The 15,733-nt window shown below is 63.3% G+C and carries 16 protein-coding genes; 6 read left to right on the forward strand and 10 right to left on the reverse strand.

The annotated features are described in order from the left end of the window. From LB541_RS26450 to LB541_RS26460, 3 genes are all read left to right on the forward strand, one after another. A partial coding sequence (locus tag LB541_RS26450; protein WP_224619965.1) for a DUF680 domain-containing protein occupies positions 1–140 on the forward strand: 140 nt, incomplete at its 5' end. Positions 141–209: 69 nt separating this feature from the next. Further along, positions 210–416: a DUF680 domain-containing protein gene (locus LB541_RS26455; protein ID WP_140512782.1), complete on the forward strand. Its 207-nt coding sequence runs from the start codon at positions 210–212 to the stop codon at positions 414–416. 71 nt (positions 417–487) lie between these two features. Beyond that, on the forward strand, positions 488–724 hold the full coding sequence (locus tag LB541_RS26460) for a DUF680 domain-containing protein (RefSeq protein WP_140512784.1): 237 nt from the start codon (positions 488–490) through the stop codon (positions 722–724). Between the two features lie 86 nt (positions 725–810). On the opposite strand, the gene LB541_RS26465 is transcribed toward LB541_RS26460, so the two are convergent. The 5 genes from LB541_RS26465 to LB541_RS26485 all read right to left on the reverse strand — a co-directional run bounded on the left by LB541_RS26465 (position 811) and on the right by LB541_RS26485 (position 7,407). Then, the gene (locus tag LB541_RS26465; protein ID WP_140501216.1) at positions 811–1,923 is read right to left on the reverse strand and encodes an ABC transporter ATP-binding protein; all 1,113 of its coding nucleotides are present in this window, start codon (positions 1,921–1,923) and stop codon (positions 811–813) included. Between the two features lie 25 nt (positions 1,924–1,948). Then, positions 1,949–3,613: an alpha-glucosidase gene (locus LB541_RS26470; RefSeq protein ID WP_140512788.1), complete on the reverse strand. Its 1,665-nt coding sequence runs from the start codon at positions 3,611–3,613 to the stop codon at positions 1,949–1,951. Positions 3,614–3,617: 4 nt separating this feature from the next. Beyond that, positions 3,618–4,772 carry a carbohydrate ABC transporter permease gene (locus LB541_RS26475; RefSeq protein WP_140501212.1) on the reverse strand — a complete coding sequence of 385 codons (1,155 nt, stop codon included), beginning with the start codon at positions 4,770–4,772 and terminating at the stop codon, positions 3,618–3,620. Between the two features lies 1 nt (position 4,773). Further along, positions 4,774–5,787 (reverse strand): carbohydrate ABC transporter permease, encoded by a 1,014-nt coding sequence (locus LB541_RS26480; RefSeq protein WP_140501210.1) that lies wholly within the window; start codon positions 5,785–5,787, stop codon positions 4,774–4,776. A gap of 264 nt (positions 5,788–6,051) precedes the next feature. Continuing rightward, the gene (locus LB541_RS26485) at positions 6,052–7,407 is read right to left on the reverse strand and encodes an ABC transporter substrate-binding protein (protein WP_140559802.1); all 1,356 of its coding nucleotides are present in this window, start codon (positions 7,405–7,407) and stop codon (positions 6,052–6,054) included. Between the two features lie 122 nt (positions 7,408–7,529). Here LB541_RS26485 and LB541_RS26490 point away from each other — a divergent pair, with 122 nt between their 5' ends. From LB541_RS26490 to LB541_RS26500, 3 genes are all read left to right on the forward strand, one after another. Beyond that, entirely contained in the window at positions 7,530–7,754 is a 225-nt protein-coding gene (locus LB541_RS26490; RefSeq protein WP_140559801.1) for a hypothetical protein, read from the forward strand. 16 nt (positions 7,755–7,770) lie between these two features. Continuing rightward, the gene (locus LB541_RS26495) at positions 7,771–8,793 is read left to right on the forward strand and encodes a LacI family DNA-binding transcriptional regulator (protein ID WP_140558772.1); all 1,023 of its coding nucleotides are present in this window, start codon (positions 7,771–7,773) and stop codon (positions 8,791–8,793) included. A 170-nt stretch (positions 8,794–8,963) separates the two neighbouring features. Next, positions 8,964–10,310: an NAD(P)/FAD-dependent oxidoreductase gene (locus LB541_RS26500; protein WP_140559816.1), complete on the forward strand. Its 1,347-nt coding sequence runs from the start codon at positions 8,964–8,966 to the stop codon at positions 10,308–10,310. 74 nt (positions 10,311–10,384) lie between these two features. Here LB541_RS26500 and LB541_RS26505 read toward each other — a convergent pair whose 3' ends face one another. From LB541_RS26505 to LB541_RS26525, 5 genes are all read right to left on the reverse strand, one after another. Beyond that, positions 10,385–11,812 (reverse strand): S8 family serine peptidase, encoded by a 1,428-nt coding sequence (locus LB541_RS26505; protein WP_140559800.1) that lies wholly within the window; start codon positions 11,810–11,812, stop codon positions 10,385–10,387. After that, positions 11,802–12,470, reverse strand: a complete 669-nt coding sequence (locus LB541_RS26510; RefSeq protein ID WP_140558770.1) for an anti-sigma factor — start codon at positions 12,468–12,470, stop codon at positions 11,802–11,804. The genes LB541_RS26505 and LB541_RS26510 overlap by 11 nt, the downstream gene beginning before the upstream one ends. Beyond that, entirely contained in the window at positions 12,467–13,033 is a 567-nt protein-coding gene (locus LB541_RS26515) for a sigma-70 family RNA polymerase sigma factor (RefSeq protein ID WP_140512795.1), read from the reverse strand. Before LB541_RS26515 ends, LB541_RS26510 begins: the two co-directional genes overlap by 4 nt. A 126-nt stretch (positions 13,034–13,159) precedes the next feature. Then, complete coding sequence (locus LB541_RS26520) at positions 13,160–13,999, reverse strand: alkaline phosphatase family protein (protein WP_140512797.1); 840 nt, start codon at positions 13,997–13,999, stop codon at positions 13,160–13,162. An 80-nt stretch (positions 14,000–14,079) separates the two neighbouring features. Further along, positions 14,080–15,663, reverse strand: coding sequence for an ABC transporter substrate-binding protein (locus tag LB541_RS26525; protein ID WP_224619941.1), 1,584 nt, complete (start codon positions 15,661–15,663; stop codon positions 14,080–14,082). Positions 15,664–15,733: the final 70 nt, after the last annotated feature.

The following is a 15,733-nucleotide window of genomic DNA, read 5'->3' on the forward strand; positions in this document are numbered from 1 at the left end:
ACAACTATGGCTCCAATGGCGCCAACCAGCCCGCGGCCACTTCGACGGACAGCTCATACACCGCTTCGACCAAGACGCCGGCTCCGGCTGCCCAGCCACCTGTTCAGGGTGCCGACCATAACCTCTTCGGCAACAACTAACAGCCGATCTCCAGTTGACGGCGGGCCTTCCGCCGTCCTGGCGTAATTCGAAAATTCAGGAGACTTGAAATGAAGAAGATCATCCTTGCTGCCGCCGCCGTTCTGGTGGTGTCGGGCAGCGCTTTCGCCGGCAGCGACAACTATGGCTCCAATGGCGCCAACCAGCCCGCGGCCACTTCGACGGACAGCTCATACACCGCTTCGACCAAGACGTCGGCTCCGGCTGCCCAGGCACCTGTTCAGGGTGCCGACCGTAACCTCTTCGGCAACAACTAACAGCCGATCCTGCAGCAGATGGCGGGCAAGCCCGCCTCTGCGGTGGAATTTGAGAATTCAGGAGACTTGAAATGAAAAAGATCATCCTTGCTGCCGCCGCCGTCCTGGCCGTTTCGGGCAGCGCTTTTGCCAGCAGCGACAACTATGGCTCCAATGGCGCCAACCAGCCTGCCGTCACCTCGGTCGACAATGCGCACACGGCTTCGATCCGCGACAGCGGCTCGCCGGTCTACAAGCTGCTCAATTCGTCGGGCGATGAACACAAGTCCGCCCCTCAGGGCAGTGACCGGAATCTCTTCGGCCACTAACAGCCGAAGCTGACACCAAACAGGAGCGGGGGGCTTGGCCCGCCGCTCCTTTTTTGCGTGACCGGCAATTAATTCATGGCCTGCTCTCAGGCCGCTTTCGCTTCCGTCTCGTGCAGCGCGAAGGATCGGCCATCCGCGTCGAAGATATGAAGGTCTCCGGCGTCGGCGCTCAGCCGCAGCGTCGCCCCGCGCTTGACCTCGACATTGCCCGGCAGCTTGGTCACCAGCGGCAGGTCGGCGCGGCCGATGTCGACATAGACGAGTTGCACCTCGCCGAGCTGCTCGACATAATCCACCGTTCCTTCGAACAGATAGTCCGTGCCGCCGGCGATCGTCAGGTCCTCCGGCCGCACGCCGAAGCTCACCGACGCGCCCTTGGCCGAGGCCGGCGTCGCGATCGGCACCGTAGCCTTGCGGCCGCCGACATGACTGATGACGGTCGGATTGCCCGATTTGTCGATGGTCGCCGGCAGGATGTTCATGGCCGGCGAGCCGATGAACTGAGCAACGAACAGATTGCCGGGTTTCTTGTAGAGTTCCATCGGCGTGCCGACCTGCTCGATATGGCCCTCCTTCAGCACCACGATGCGGTCGGCCAGCGTCATCGCCTCGACCTGGTCGTGGGTGACATAGATCATGGTGGTGTTGGGCATCGATTCCTTGAGCTTGGCGATCTCGATGCGGGTGGCGACGCGTAGCGCGGCGTCGAGGTTCGACAGCGGTTCGTCGAACAGGAACACTTTCGGGTTGCGCACGATGGCGCGCCCGATGGCCACGCGCTGGCGCTGGCCTCCCGACATCGCCTTGGGCAGGCGGTCGAGATAGTTGGTCAGCTGCAGGATCTCTGCCGCCTGGCGCACGCGCTTGTCTATCTCGGCCTTGCTTTCCTTCCCGATCTTCATCGAGAACGCCATGTTGTCGTAGACCGTCATATGCGGATAGAGCGCGTAGGACTGGAACACCATGGCGATGCCGCGTTTCGACGGCGGCACGTCGTTGACCACCTCGCCGGCTATTCTGAGCTCGCCCGAGGTGATCTCCTCGAGCCCTGCGATCGAGCGCAGCAATGTCGACTTGCCGCAACCCGACGGCCCGACGAAGACGATGAACTCGCCCGATTTGATGTCGAGGTCGATGCCGTGCAGAATGTTGAGATTGCCGTATGATTTCTTCACTTGCCTCAGCGTGACATCGGCCATGTTTCCCTCCAGTGGTCCCTAGAATTCAGTCGATGCGCCCGAACCAGGCGCCGTAGCCGCCGAGGCGGATGGAGCCGGAGCTCTGTTGTCCCGAAAATCCGTGTCCGGGCAAAGGTTGCAGCGATCGACCGCCAAGGTCAACCTCCGCCGGCCCGGATCCCAGGTTGAAGACGCAGACGATCTGCTCGTTACCGGCGCGGCGCGTGAAGGCGACAGTGTCGCCCTGGCTCTCGATGAAACTGATATCGCCCTTGGCCAGCGCCGGATGGGCGCGGCGGAAGCCGAGAAAGCGCCGGTAGTGTTCGAGCAGCGAATGCTCGTCGCCTTGCTGGACATTGACGGCTTGCGACAGGTGCTTGGCCGGCACCGGCAGCCACGGCTTTGCCTGGGAGAAGCCGCCATTCCTGGCGCTGCCGTCCCACACCATCGGCGTGCGGCAGCCGTCGCGACCCTTGAATTCCGGCCAGAAACGGATGCCGTAGGGATCTTGCAGATCCTCGAACCGCAATTCGGCTTCGCCGAGCCCCAGTTCCTCGCCCTGATAGATGCAGACCGAGCCGCGCAAGGACATCAGCAATGCCGAGATAACCTTGAGATACGCGGTCGGGTCGGCTTCGTTGGCGGCCCAGCGCGAGGCCGGGCGCATCACGTCATGGTTGGAGAAGGCCCAACACGACCAGCCGTCGCTGGCAACCTTGCCAAAGGTTTCCAGCACCGAACGGACCTTGGCGGCGCTGATCTTTTCCGGCGCCAGGAAGTCGAAGGAATAGCACATGTGCACGCGCTTGCCGCCGGCTGTATAGGCCGCGACAACGTCCAGTCCGCGCTGTGAATCGCCGACCTCGCCGACCGCGGCCGTTGCCGGATATTCGTCGAGCAGGGCGCGGAAGCGTTCGAGGAAGCCGAGGTTCTCCGGACGGCTCTTGTCGTAGATGTGGTCTTGGTAGTTGTAGGGATTGACCGCGGGTGCGGTCTGGTCGTTGCGCTGCTCCGGCGGCAGCGGCGGGTTGTTTTCCAGCCCCTGGCTGTGGAAGTAGAAATTGATGGTGTCGAGGCGGAACCCGTCGACACCGCGCTCCAGCCAGAAGCGGGTCACGTCGAGCAGCGCGTCCTGGACTTCGCCGTTGTGGAAATTGAGGTCCGGCTGTTCCGCGAGAAAGTTGTGCAGGTAATATTGCTGGCGGCTGGTGTCCCATTGCCAGGCCGATCCGCCGAAGATCGACAGCCAGTTGTTGGGCGGCGTGCCGTCCGGCCTGGGATCGGCCCAGACGTACCAGTCGGCTTTCGGATTACTGCGGTTCGATCGGCTTTCCCTGAACCAGGGATGGATGTCGGCGGTGTGCGACAGCACCTCGTCGATCATCACCTTCAGCCCCAGCCTGTGCGCCTCCGCCGTCAGCGCGTCGAAATCGGCCAGCGTGCCGAACATCGGGTCGACGTCGCAGTAATCCGAGACGTCGTAGCCGAAATCCTTCATCGGCGATTTGAAGAAGGGCGAGATCCAGATGGCGTCCGCGCCGAGCGCGGCGATATAGGGCAGCCGCCCGATGATTCCCTTGAGGTCGCCGATGCCGTCGCCATTCGAGTCCTGGTAGCTGCGCGGATAGATCTGGTAGATCACGGCACCTCGCCACCAGTCGCTATCGACGGCGAGATCGGGCCTCGAACTGGCTTTCAAAGCGGATTGCATGGTTTCAGCCTCCTTTCACCGAGCCTGCGAGCAGCCCGCGGACGAAATAGCGCTGCAAAGAGAAGAACACGATCAGCGGCACGATGATGGTCACGAAAGCCGACGTCGTCAGGATCTCCCAGTCGCCGCCACGCGAGCCGAGCAAGGCATTGAGCTTGGCGGTCAGCACGATCTGATCCGCCTCCGTGCCAAGGAAAACCATCGCCACCAGGAGATCGTTCCATACCCACAGGAACTGGAAGATGGCGAAGGACGCCAGCACGGGAAATGACAGCGGCAGCACGATCTTGACGAATATCTCGAAATCGCTGGCGCCGTCGATGCGCGCCGATTCCATGATCTCGCGCGGCAGGCCGGCAATGTAGCTCCGCAAGAGGTAGATGGCGAAGGGCAGTCCGAAGCCGGTATGCGCCAGCCAGATGCCGAGATAGGTCTTGGAGGGCACGCCGAAGAAGGCGCCGACGCCGTTATAGAGCTTCAACAGCGGGATCAGCGACATCTGCAGCGGCACCACCAGCAGGCCGATGATGACCGCGATCAGAAGCGCGCGCCCGGGAAAGCGCATCCAGGCCAGAGCGTAAGCCGCAAAGGCGGCGATCAGGATCGGGATGACGGTCGCCGGGATAGTGACGGTCAGCGAGTTCATGAAGGAGCGGCCGATGCCTTCCGAAAACAGCACGGTCCTGTAATTGTCGGTGGTGAATTTCGGCGGCGCCGAGGAGGCATAGTAGACGCGCTGGCCGCGGTCGCCCTCGAACGCCTTGGGCGAGGTCATGACGAAGCTGCCGTCGGCATTGAGCTGCAAGGTAACGCCGTCGCCGAGATCGGCCGATGTGCCGGCCGGATATTGCGTCGGTGCCGCCGACTTGACGCCGAAGGCGCTGATCTCGCGCTTGGCGCCATCGCCGAAAATGTTGCCCTGGAGGACGAACTTGCCGTCCTTCTCGACCTGCGCCGAGGCGGGCGGCAGCCGTCCAGCTTCGGTCTGGGTCGAACTGGCGAACGAGTTCCACCAGCCCGAGGCGATGATCTGGTCCTTGTCGCGCAGCGACGATACCAGGATGCCGAGCGTCGGCATGGTCCAGATCGCAACGAAGACCAGGACGGCGATGTGAACGCCGAAGCGGCTGGCGAAGGAGTTTCCGGTCGCGACGGTCATCTCAATGTCCTCCCGTCTCTTTGTTGGCCTGGCGTATGTTCCAGACCATGATCGGAATGACCGCGATCATGATGATGATGGCGATTGTCGCGCCGCGGCCGAAATCACCGCCGCCACGGAACATCCAGTCGAACATCAGATTGGCCAGCACCTGGCTGTTCCATTGGCCGTTGGTCATGGTCAGGACGATGTCGAATACCTTGAGCACCAGGATGGTGATTGTGGTCCAGACCACGGCGATGGTGCCCCAGATCTGCGGCACCATGATTTTCCAGAAGATCTGGAACGGATTGGCACCGTCGATGACGGCGGCTTCCAGCGTCTCTTCCGGAATGCCGCGCAGCGCCGAAGACAGGATGACCATGGCAAAGCCGGTCTGGATCCAGATCAGGATCACCATCAGGAAGAAATTGTTCCAGAACGGCAGCGATATCCAGACCTGCGGCTGGCCGCCGAAATGCTGGATGATGGCGTTCAGGATGCCGATCTGCGTCTGGCCTTCGCCGCGATACTCATAGATGAATTTCCAGATGACGCTGGCGCCGACGAACGAGATCGCCAGCGGCAGGAAGATCAGGCTCTTGGCGATCGTGCCCCACCAGATCTTGTCGGTAAGCACGGCGATGATCAGGCCAAGGAAGGTACAGGCGGCGGGCACTACGGCCAGCCAGAGCACATTGTTGAGGATCGAATTGCGAAACTCGCGGTCGCCGAAAGCCCATTGATAATTGGCCAGGCCGACGAAATTGGCGCCGCCGCGATCGAGGAAGGACAGCCGCAGCGTCTCGACCACCGGATAGATGAGATAGATGGTCAGGATGATCATCGCCGGACCGACGAACAGCCAGGGCCGGATCAGCCCTTGCCGGCGCAGATTGTCGACGGCGGCGGCACCCGAGACGCCGCGCGAGGGAAAGGTGACGTCGAGCAGTTTGTTGGCGCCCCAGAAATAGGCGACGCAGCCGCCGACGCCGATGATGATGACGAATATGGCCGAGAAAATCTGAGCCGCCATGGGTCCCTCTCCCTGCACGACCCGCCAGGATGGAAACGATCCTTGCGATTGCGCCGCGCGCCGATCTCGTTGTTGAGCGCGAGCAGGCAGGGAAGCGTGTGGCTCCGTGCCCGCCGCATGCCGGAATGTCTACGCTGTCAAGACTGGAACCTGATCCGTCCCGGTTGGCCGGGCTGGGATGTTGCGATGGGGCCGGTCGGATCCGGGCCGGTTGGCCCGGATCCGCTCGGGAGGTGGAGGCCGAGGCCTCCGCAGACGCGGCTCTTACTTGATCGCGTCCCAGCTCTTCTGGATGTCGGTGGCGACGTCCTGCGCCGACTTGCCGCCGACCAGGTCGATCATGCCGGTCCAGAAGGCGCCGGCGCCGATCTTGCCCGGCATCAGGTCCGACCCGTCGAAGCGGAAAGTCGAGGCGTTGGCCAGGATCTCGCCCTGCTTGCGCAGCGCATCGCTGGCATAGGCATCCTTGTTGACCGCCTTGAACGGCGTCACGAAACCGCCTTCGGCCATCCAGATCTCATGGGCCAGCGGCATCTTCAGGAATTCGATGAACGCGCGGGCGGCCTTCGAGTCCTTGGTGATCATCGCCAGCGTTCCGGCGCCGAGCACGGGAGTGCCGAGTTCGGGCTTGGAGGCATAGGGCGGGAAGTAGAAGAAATCCGCGTCCTGGCCGATTTTCGTGCCTTCGGGGAAGAAGGTCGGGATGAACGACGCCTGATGGTGCAGGTAGCACTTCGGCGGCACCGCGAAGAGGCCCTTGGGGCTGTCGCGGAAATCTGTGGCCGCGACCGCCTTGGCGCCGCCATCCACCATCTTGTCGTCGGTCGCGATCTTGCCGAAGATGTCGATTGCATTGACCACGGCCGGGTCGTTGAACGGGATCTCGTTCTTCACCCATTTGTCGTAGGTTTCCGGAGACTGCGTGCGCAGCATCAGGTCTTCCACCCAGTCCGTCGCCGGCCAGCCGGTGGCGCCGCCCGAGCCGAGCCCGATGCACCACGGCGTGCCGCCGTCGGCGATAATCTTCTTCTGGAGATCGGCGAGTTCTTCCTGCGTCTTCGGCACCTTGTAGCCGGCTTCCTCGAAATTGTCCGGCGAGTACCAGACCAGCGACTTCACGTCGGCCTTGTAGGGGAAGGCGAAGAAGCCCGGCTTGCCGTCCTTGTCCTTGAAGGTGCCGAGGTCGACCCATGACTGGCCGGCGCCGTAATTGTCCTTGACCCATTTGGCGGTATCGTCGCCGAGCGGCGTCAAGAGACCCTTGGAAGCAAGGTCCTGGATCAGGCCGGGTTGCGGCAGAACGGCGATGTTGGGCGGGCTGCCGGCCTGCGTGTCGATGACGATCTGCTGCTCGTAATTTTCCGAGGAGGAATATTTGATCTCGGCGCCGGTGGCTTCCGAGAAATAATCGAGTACGCCGCGCACCAGGGTCTCGTCCTCGCCGCGCCATGGCCCGAAGATCGACAGGGTCTCCCCCTTGAGGTCGATTTTCTTGAGCTCTTCGTAGTTTGCCCAGTTGAAACGCTTGTCCTCGCCCGGCTTGAATTTCAGCTCGGCCTGCGCGGGCGCGCCGAGGGCGAGCACGGCAAGCGCGGCGCCCAGCAAAAGCATTTTCTTCATCGGTATTCCCTCCCAGTGGGTCACAAACACCGGACGGAACCTCCATTCCGCCCGCCGACGCCGCAGGACTGTGACTCAGTCGGAAAGGAACCGCAACCTTTCGAAGAGTCTTCCAAAGCGCTTTGGCTATTTCGATCTCGCCATTGAATCGTCCAGAAGTCAAGAGGCGTGGTAACTTAATCGATTTAGTTCCGGAGTCTGGCGCCTGGAAAATCGCGCTGCAGCATGCTTTTTTGGCAGTGCAGCAGCAATTTATGTTTCAAACCTGCACCAAGCCTGCCTATGGTCGCCATGATATGACGGGCCTGCCGCAGGGCTTGGGTCGATTCAATTTGAAAGCGCTTTGAGGCATGGAGCCCTCTCGTGAACCTGAAGCAACTCGCGCACATGCTGGCGCTTTCGCAGACCACGGTAAGCCGGGCGCTGAACGGCTATCCCGAGGTCAACGAAGAGACGCGCCGGCGCGTCATGGACGCCGCCAAGCGCCATGGCTATCGCCCCAATCCGAGCGCACGCCGGCTTGCGACCGGCAAGTCCGGAATGATCGGCTATGTCTTGCCGACGGGTGCTGCCGTCGACATCGACCCGCACTTCGTCGAATTCCTGTCCGGCCTTGGCGATTATGCGCGCTCGCACGAGCTCGATCTGGTGCTGTCTCCCGCCGACGCCGACGACCAGGAGACGACTTACCGGCGCATCGTCGCCAACCGCCAGGTCGACGCCGTCTACATCTCCTCGCCGACGCCGGCCGACCGGCGTGTGGCGCTGGTCAACACGCTCGGTATACCCTTCATCATCCATGGCCGCAGCGAAGGTTTCGATTTCGACTATCCCTATCTCGACATCGACAATGAGGGCGCCTTTTACGAGGCGGCGCGACTGCTCGTCCAGCTCGGCCACCGGCGGCTGGCGCTGATCAATGGCGATGACCGCGAAACCTTCGCCGTGCATCGCGAGCGAGGCGTGCGCCGGGCGCTCGCCGCGAGCGGCCTGACCTTGGGCGACCGCCATGTCTGCTCCGTTGCCATGACCGAGGAGAACGGCTATCGCGCCGCCCGGCGCCTGCTCGAACAGGACGGCGCGCCGACCGCGATCGCCTGCTCCAGCCTGATCATGGCGCTCGGCGTCGTGCGCGCCGTGCGCGACCTCGGCCTGAGCATCCCCGGCGACATCTCATTAATTGCACATGACGACGTCTTCCCATGGCTGAAGCCGGAGAATTTCTCCGTACCGCTGTCGACGACGCGCTCCTCGATCCGGCTCGCCGGCGCCCGCATCGCCGAGCGTCTGGCCGCACGGATATCGGGCCTGGAGGAGGGCCCGCGCGGCGAGGTCTGGCCGGTCGACCTGGTGATCAGGGGGTCGGTTGCCGGAGCGCCTGCCTAGGGTTAGAGCCAATCGCTCCGAGGGGCCGAGTTCGACCGCTTGCGGGCGTTGCCGGAAGATCGATTGCAGTGTCATGGATAGTGGTCTGCCTGCACCGCGCTTGCTTTGGCTTTTAGAGGGTGGCAACCAGTAAAGCCGAAGCCATCAACCAGCCCTCCTGGATGCCCAATTTGCCCATATTCCCGTTCTCCGAAAAGGATCCAATCCAACATCCTGGCCCACCGCCGAAGCGTTCGGAGGTGGTCATCATTGGTGGCGGCATTATCGGCGTAACGACGGCTCTTTTCCTGGCGGAGCGGAACATTCCGGTCACGCTGCTGGAAAAAGGCCGCGTTGCGGCCGAACAATCGTCCCGAAACTGGGGCTGGATTCGAAAGCAGGGGCGCGACGCAGATGAACTGCCAATTGTCATCGAGGCTTTTCGCCTATGGCGGCAACTGGCTGAGGAATGCGGCGAAGACATCGGGCTGGACCAGACAGGTGTGACCTATCTGGCGAACTCCGACAAGGACATGGCCGGTTTCGAAGAGTTCATGAAGATCGCCGCCATCCATGGGCTCGACACTCGCCTCCTGGACGCGGACGAAACCGCGAAACTCATCAAGGGCATGTCGCGCAAGTTCAAGGGCGCGATGACGACGCCCTCCGACATGCGCGCGGAGCCTTGGTTGGCGGTACCTGCGCTTGCTCGTCTTGCCGTCCGAAAAGGCGCCAAGATCATAGAGAATTGCGCAGCGCGAACCCTCGAAATCTCAGCCGGCAGGATCAGAGGAGTGTGGACCGAGGCGGGATACATTGAAAGCTCCAGCGTACTGGTCGCGGGCGGCGCCTGGTCGTCCCTGTTCCTGAGAAGACATGGCGTCTCCATCCCCCAACTCAGCGTCAGGGTAACCGTAGCCGCAACGGAGCCTATGCCTGAAATCTATGCAGGTGCGGCAGCGGACGAACACATCGCTTTCAGGCGCCGACAGGATGGCGGATACACGCTCGCCCCGGGAGGTAGTAATTTGCTTTACCTGGGGCCTGACGCATTCCGGCACGCCACCAAGTATCTTTCCGCCCTCATGGCCAATCCGCTCGGAACCCGCTACTTTCCGTACGCTCCATCGGGTTACCCTGATAGCTGGTCGACCCCGCGCGATTGGACCCCGGATTCCCGGAGTCCTTTCGAAAGAATGCGGGTGCTCAACCCGGCCGCTGAACGCTCCGGCCTCCGTTCTGTAAAGCGCAATTTCAGACGCCTTTTTCCACAGTTCGAAACAGTTCGCTTGAAGGCAGGCTGGGGAGGCATGATTGACGCCATGCCCGATGTCGTCCCCGTCGTGGATCACGCCCGGGCGGTCGTCGGTCTTTTCGTGGCCACGGGAATGAGTGGTCACGGCTTCGGTATCGGACCTGGAATCGGTCGCGTCGTTTCCGACCTGATACAGGGTAACACGAGTGGGCATGATCTCAGCCGCTTTCGGCTGTCACGCTTCTATGATGGAAGCGCCGTTCGGTTGGGTCCGGCCCTCTAGATGTTTAGTCCAGCATTCGTCCCGTCTCGGCCATCGCAAATAGCCGACTGGATTTAGGAGCATGTTGCCAAGGATCATTCCTTCGCCGTCTCGGCGGCCTTGATGTCCAGCAGCCCGTAGCCGAAGTCATCGTCCCGCCCTTTCGAACCGAGATCCCGGGCCGTTGCGGCCAGCGCCTTTTCGATGGCGTCGGCCGAGCGGTCCGGCGCGGCGTGGATGAGATTGGCAATGGCGCCCGAGACGATCGCGGCGGCGAACGATGTGCCGGTGACGACATCCGAGCCGGCTCCGCTCGGCGCCACCATCTCGACGCCCGGCGCCGAGATGAAGACATAGGCGCCGCGATTGGCCTGCGGCATTAGCCCATCCCTGGCGTCGGTGGCGGTTACCGCGATGACGCCGTCGAAGGCGGCCGGGTAGCCATAGGGCGCCTTGGGCCCGTTGTTGCCGGCGGCGGCGACAAGAACCATGCCGAGCGCGCGTGCATTGCGGCAGGCGATGCCGAGCAGGTCGTTCTTCGGACCGACGAAACTCATATTGATGATGCGCACGTCCTGCTCGGCCGCCCAGTCGAGCGCAGCGAGGATGACGTCCATTGTCGACTTGCCGCCTTCGAAGGCACGTGCGTGATAGATCCTGGCGCCGGGCGCCATGCCCTTGAGCGCGCCGACGCCGGCGATCAGCCCGTCGATTGAGGTGCCGTGGTCGCGCTTTTCGACCGGCACGTCGGGCATGGCGTCGAACTGGCCGGCGATGACCCCGGCCAGCGTCGGATTGGTGTCGTCGACGCCGGTATCGATTACCGCGACGCGGACGTTCTCGCCGCTCGCATGGTTGGCGTCGAGCGCGATGCGCTCGAACGCATAGTTGACGATGCCCGCCGCCTGCTGAAGCGAATAGATATGGTTGGGCTCACGCCGCTGCGTGCGGCTGTCGGCGGCAAGCTGCGCCAGCACCACGCCGACGGGGCGACCGTCGGGAATGCCGAAGCGCACAAGCGTGGTGCCGAGCAAAAATGATTGCCGCTGCGAGCGCACATCGAGGCCGAAGGAAGCGGCGATCTGCTGCACGGCGCCCGCATCGCCATCGACGGTCACCAGCACCTCGTCGGGCACGAAATCGCCGGCCACGGCGCGTGGCGGCTGAACGGCGATGAGATCGCTTGGCGAGACGATCGGCCCGCCCGAAGGCAGTCCGGCCTGCGTGCCGGCGGGCGGCGCCGCCGGGTCCGGCCGTGGCGTCGGCACCGGTGCCGCGGGAGCGGCCGGATTGGGGAACAGGTCGACGATCAGGGCGGGAAGAAACACGGCACCGGCCGCGCCGTCACTGATGCTCTTGCCGTCCTTGCCACAGTCGGCGCCCGCCGCATCGGTGCCGTTGCGGCAGTCGATCTTTCCCCGGTTGGCATTGGCGTCGTTGCCCTGCGCCGACGCAGGCCCGGTGGCGATCGTCATCGCTGCCGCAAGAATTGCCGCAAATCGGATGACCGCCTCAGCCGCCATCGGCCGGTTTCCTTCCCTCGATCACGGTGTCGGTGAAAGGCTGGGCGGCAACAAGGCCGAGTTGCCTGGTGTAGTCGGCCGCGTTGGCGGCCGGAATGCCGAGCCGGAACACGCCCCCGGCGGTCGGTCCGTCCAGGATCTTCAGGCCGCTGCTGCCGAGAAAGGCGGCGATGTCGGACATTTTCGCGTCGGGCTTGAACTTGACCAGGGCGAACGGCATCTTCGCCATCTCGTCCTGCGCGCCCGCGATCTCGAAATTGCCGTCCTTGCCGCCGGGCTGCACGAACGACTGCACCATGACCAGCGCCAGCAGAGCCGCGGCCGCCGCCCAGGCGACGCCGACCGGCAGCGCCATGAAACGGCCCCAGGCCTGCGCCAGCCAGGACGAACCGGCGGCGGCGCGCGCCGGGCCAGCCTCCGCATCGAGCGCCCTGGAAAAGCGGCTCAGCGCGTCGGCCGGCGGACGGATCGCCTCATTGGCGGCCGCGGTGCTGGAGAATTCAGCCTCCGCCTCGCCAAGGGCGGCCATCGCCGTCGGATCGCTGGCCAGCCATTCCTCGACGGCCTCCAGTTCCGAGCCTTCCAGCGAACCGTTCAGGTAGAACGGCAGCAACGTTTCCATTTCGTCGCGGCGCGACATCTTTTCAGCGGCGCTCATGGCCACCCCCTGTCGTAACCGGCGGCCTTGAGGGCTTCGCCGAGTTTCTTGCGGGCATAAAACATGCGGGTCTTGACGGTCGCGACCGGGATGTCGAGCACCTCGCCGATCTCGGTCACCGATTGCCCCTGATAATAGGCGAGATCGATGACCACGCGATGCTCGCGCGGCAAGGCATCGATGAAGCGGCGCAAGGCAGTGCTCTTGTCCTCCTTCATGGCAACGATCTCGGGCGTATCGGCGCCGTCGGGCACCGCGGCTGCGGCCTCGTCGTCGATCCAGTCTTCCTTTTTCTTGCGCAACAGGGACAGCGCCTTGAAGCGGGCGATGCCGAGCAGCCATGTCGAGACTTCGGAACGTCCCTCGAAACCCGGCGCCTGGCGCCACAGTTCGAGGAACACCTCGTTCGCGATGTCGTCAGCCATCATTTCCGATCCCGTCTGGCGCGCCACGAAGCGGTATATCCGCGCGTGGTGGCGCATGAACAGGAGCCGCACGGCGGCCCGGTCGCCCTTCGCGACCCGCTCGACAAGCGCGCGATCGGTCTCCATCGCGCCGGTCATGACCGATCGAGCCGCCTGGCTCCTGCCTGCTCTGTCGCTGATCGGCTCAAAAAGGTTCATCCTCCGCCAAGGAATTTGCGGAGGCTAACCGAAGAAGATGAGCCTTGCCAGTGGGTGAAGGGGAAGCTAGCTCAGGAAGGGCTTCGCCTTCATCGTCTCGGGTATCGCCACCCCCAGCCGGCTTAGAACCGTTGGCGCCAGCTGCAATTGGTCGAGCAGCGTGTCGGCATCTGGTCCGTTGCCGCCGCCGAAATAATACAGCGCGAAATCCTGCATCTCGTCATCGCGGCCGCCATGGTGGCCGCGGTCGGTCTGGCCGTGATCGGCGGTGACGATCACTTCATAGCCGGCGTCGCGCCAGCGCGGCAGGAAAGCGGCCAGCATGCCGTCCATCGCGTAGCAGGCATGGTCCATCTCGTGACAGTCATGGCCGAAACGGTGGCCCATCGAGTCCAGCGTGCAAGTGTGCAGGATGCCGTAGTCGATGCCGTGGCGGCTGCTCAGCATGGTCAGCGTGGCGAACAGGTCGACGTCGCTCGGCGTCATCTGGTTGCGCGCGTTGTAGCCGGTCATGGTGTGGAAGCGGCCATGCGTGATCGGCCCGCCCGGCTCGTCATACTCCATGTCCTCGACGAGGTCGAACGGGTAGGAACGGAAGAACTCCGACCAGTAGGAGTGGGTGACCGCGCCGGTTATTCCCCCGGCCCTGGTGACCTCCGAGAAGATGTCGGGCCGGCTGACGCGGAAGCGGTTCTCGTTGGAAAGAATGCCATGCGCCTGCGGCGGCACCCCGGTGTGGATCGAAGCATAACAGCAGGCCGAGGTCGACGGCAGCACCGAGCGCATCCTCCATACCCGCGCTTCGCCCGACTGCACCCAGCCTTCGAGGTTGCCCATCAGCCGGCGCCAGTTCCGGTAAGGCACGCCGTCGAGGATGATCAGCAACAGTTTGGTCTTGAGCGCCACGAGCTGCTCCATGCGATGGTCGGGGGAACGAGCACGCCGCGTGTCGCACGGACACGCGGCGCTTCGGCGGGAACTTGATGTCAGGCGTTCAGCCAGCATTCGGCGAGCGCGTAGCCGTCCATCATCTCGCCGATCGGGCTCTTGGCGAAGCCGCCGATCTTGTTGGTGGCGGCGTCGATGAACTGGTTGAAGAAAGGCACGATCAATCCGCCTTCGTCGCGCATCAGCACGGCCATGTCGTGATAGATCGCCTTGCGCTTGTCCTGGTCGAGCTCGCCGCGCGCTGCAAACAGCATCTTGTCGAACTCGGGCCGCTTGAAACGCGTGTCGTTCCAGTCGGCGTTCGACACATAGCCGGTGGAATACATCTGGTCCTGCGTGGCACGCCCGCCCCAGTAAGACAGCGAGAAAGGCTGCTTGTTCCAGACCTCCGACCAATAGCCGTCGCCAGGCTCGCGCTTGATCTCGATCTTGATGCCTGCCTTGGCGGCGCTCTGCTGATAGAGCTGTGCCGCATCGACGGCCCCGGGGAAGGCGACGTCGGAGGTGCGCAGCAGGATCGAGCCGCTGTGGCCCGACTTCTTGTAGAGCGCCGCAGCCTTTTCCGGGTCGAATTTGCGCTGTTCGATGGCCGAAAACAGCGGATAGGACTCGTTGATCGGGAAGTCATTGCCGACCGAACCGTAGCCGCGCAGGATCTTTTCCAGCATCTCGTCGCGGTCCATGGCGAGCTTGAGCGCCATCCTGAGATCGCCGTTGTCGAAGGGCGCGGTGTCGCAGAACATGTTGAACGGGTAATAGCCCTTGCCCGAAACGTTCTCGATGCTGACGCCGGGGATGCGCTTGACGAGATCGACCACCTTCGGCTCGACGCGATTGATCATGTGCACCTGGCCGCCTTGCAGGGCCGCCAGCCGCGCCGTCGCATCGTTGATGACGACGATCTCGACCTGGTCGGCATGGCCCGCCTTGTCGCCCTGCCAGTAATTGGCGAAGCGCTCGCCGCCGTGGCGCACGCCGGGCTGGTTGACGGTCACCTTATAGGGGCCGGCGCTGATGCCCGCGTTCGGATTGTCCTTGCCGCCATTGGGCTGGATGACGAGATGATAGTCGGCCATCAGATAGGGGAAGTCGGCATCGGCGTCGGCAAGCGTGACGACGACCTCCTTGCCGTTGGCCTTGATGCCCTTGATGTTTTTGAGAATGCCGAGTGCGCCCGACTTCGACTTCTCGTCGGCGTGGCGCTCGATGGTGGCCGCGACATCCTCCGCGCCGACCGTCTTGCCATTGTGGAACTCGATGCCGTCACGGATCTTGATCGTCCAGGTCTTGGCATCCGGGGAAGCGCCGATGTCCTCGGCGATCAGGTTGACCAACCTGTTGTCGGGGGTGAGGCGAACCAGATATTCGCCCCACTGCTTGCCGAAGCTGAAGGTGACTTGGCTGAGGTTCAGCGCCGGATCGAGGCTGTTGGTCGATTCGCCGCCCTGCAGGCCGGCCTTGAGAATGCCGCCCTTGACCGGCATCTGCGCGAAGGCTTTCCCGGCCAGCGTCGTTGCCAGCGCCGCCGACATGCCCAGCGCCGCGGTGCGGCCGAGAAAGTCACGCCGCGATATCCGGCCTTGGCCAGCGAGTTCAGCGAGATGATCGAGTTCAGTCTTCATGTCCTACCCCTTTTTGAAACAACCGCACACAGGCTATGCCGTCCGAAGGACGTCTGGCCCTCCAGTGTTG

It is taken from the genome of Mesorhizobium sp. BR1-1-15, from assembly GCF_020165475.1.
Lineage (GTDB): Bacteria > Pseudomonadota > Alphaproteobacteria > Rhizobiales > Rhizobiaceae > Mesorhizobium.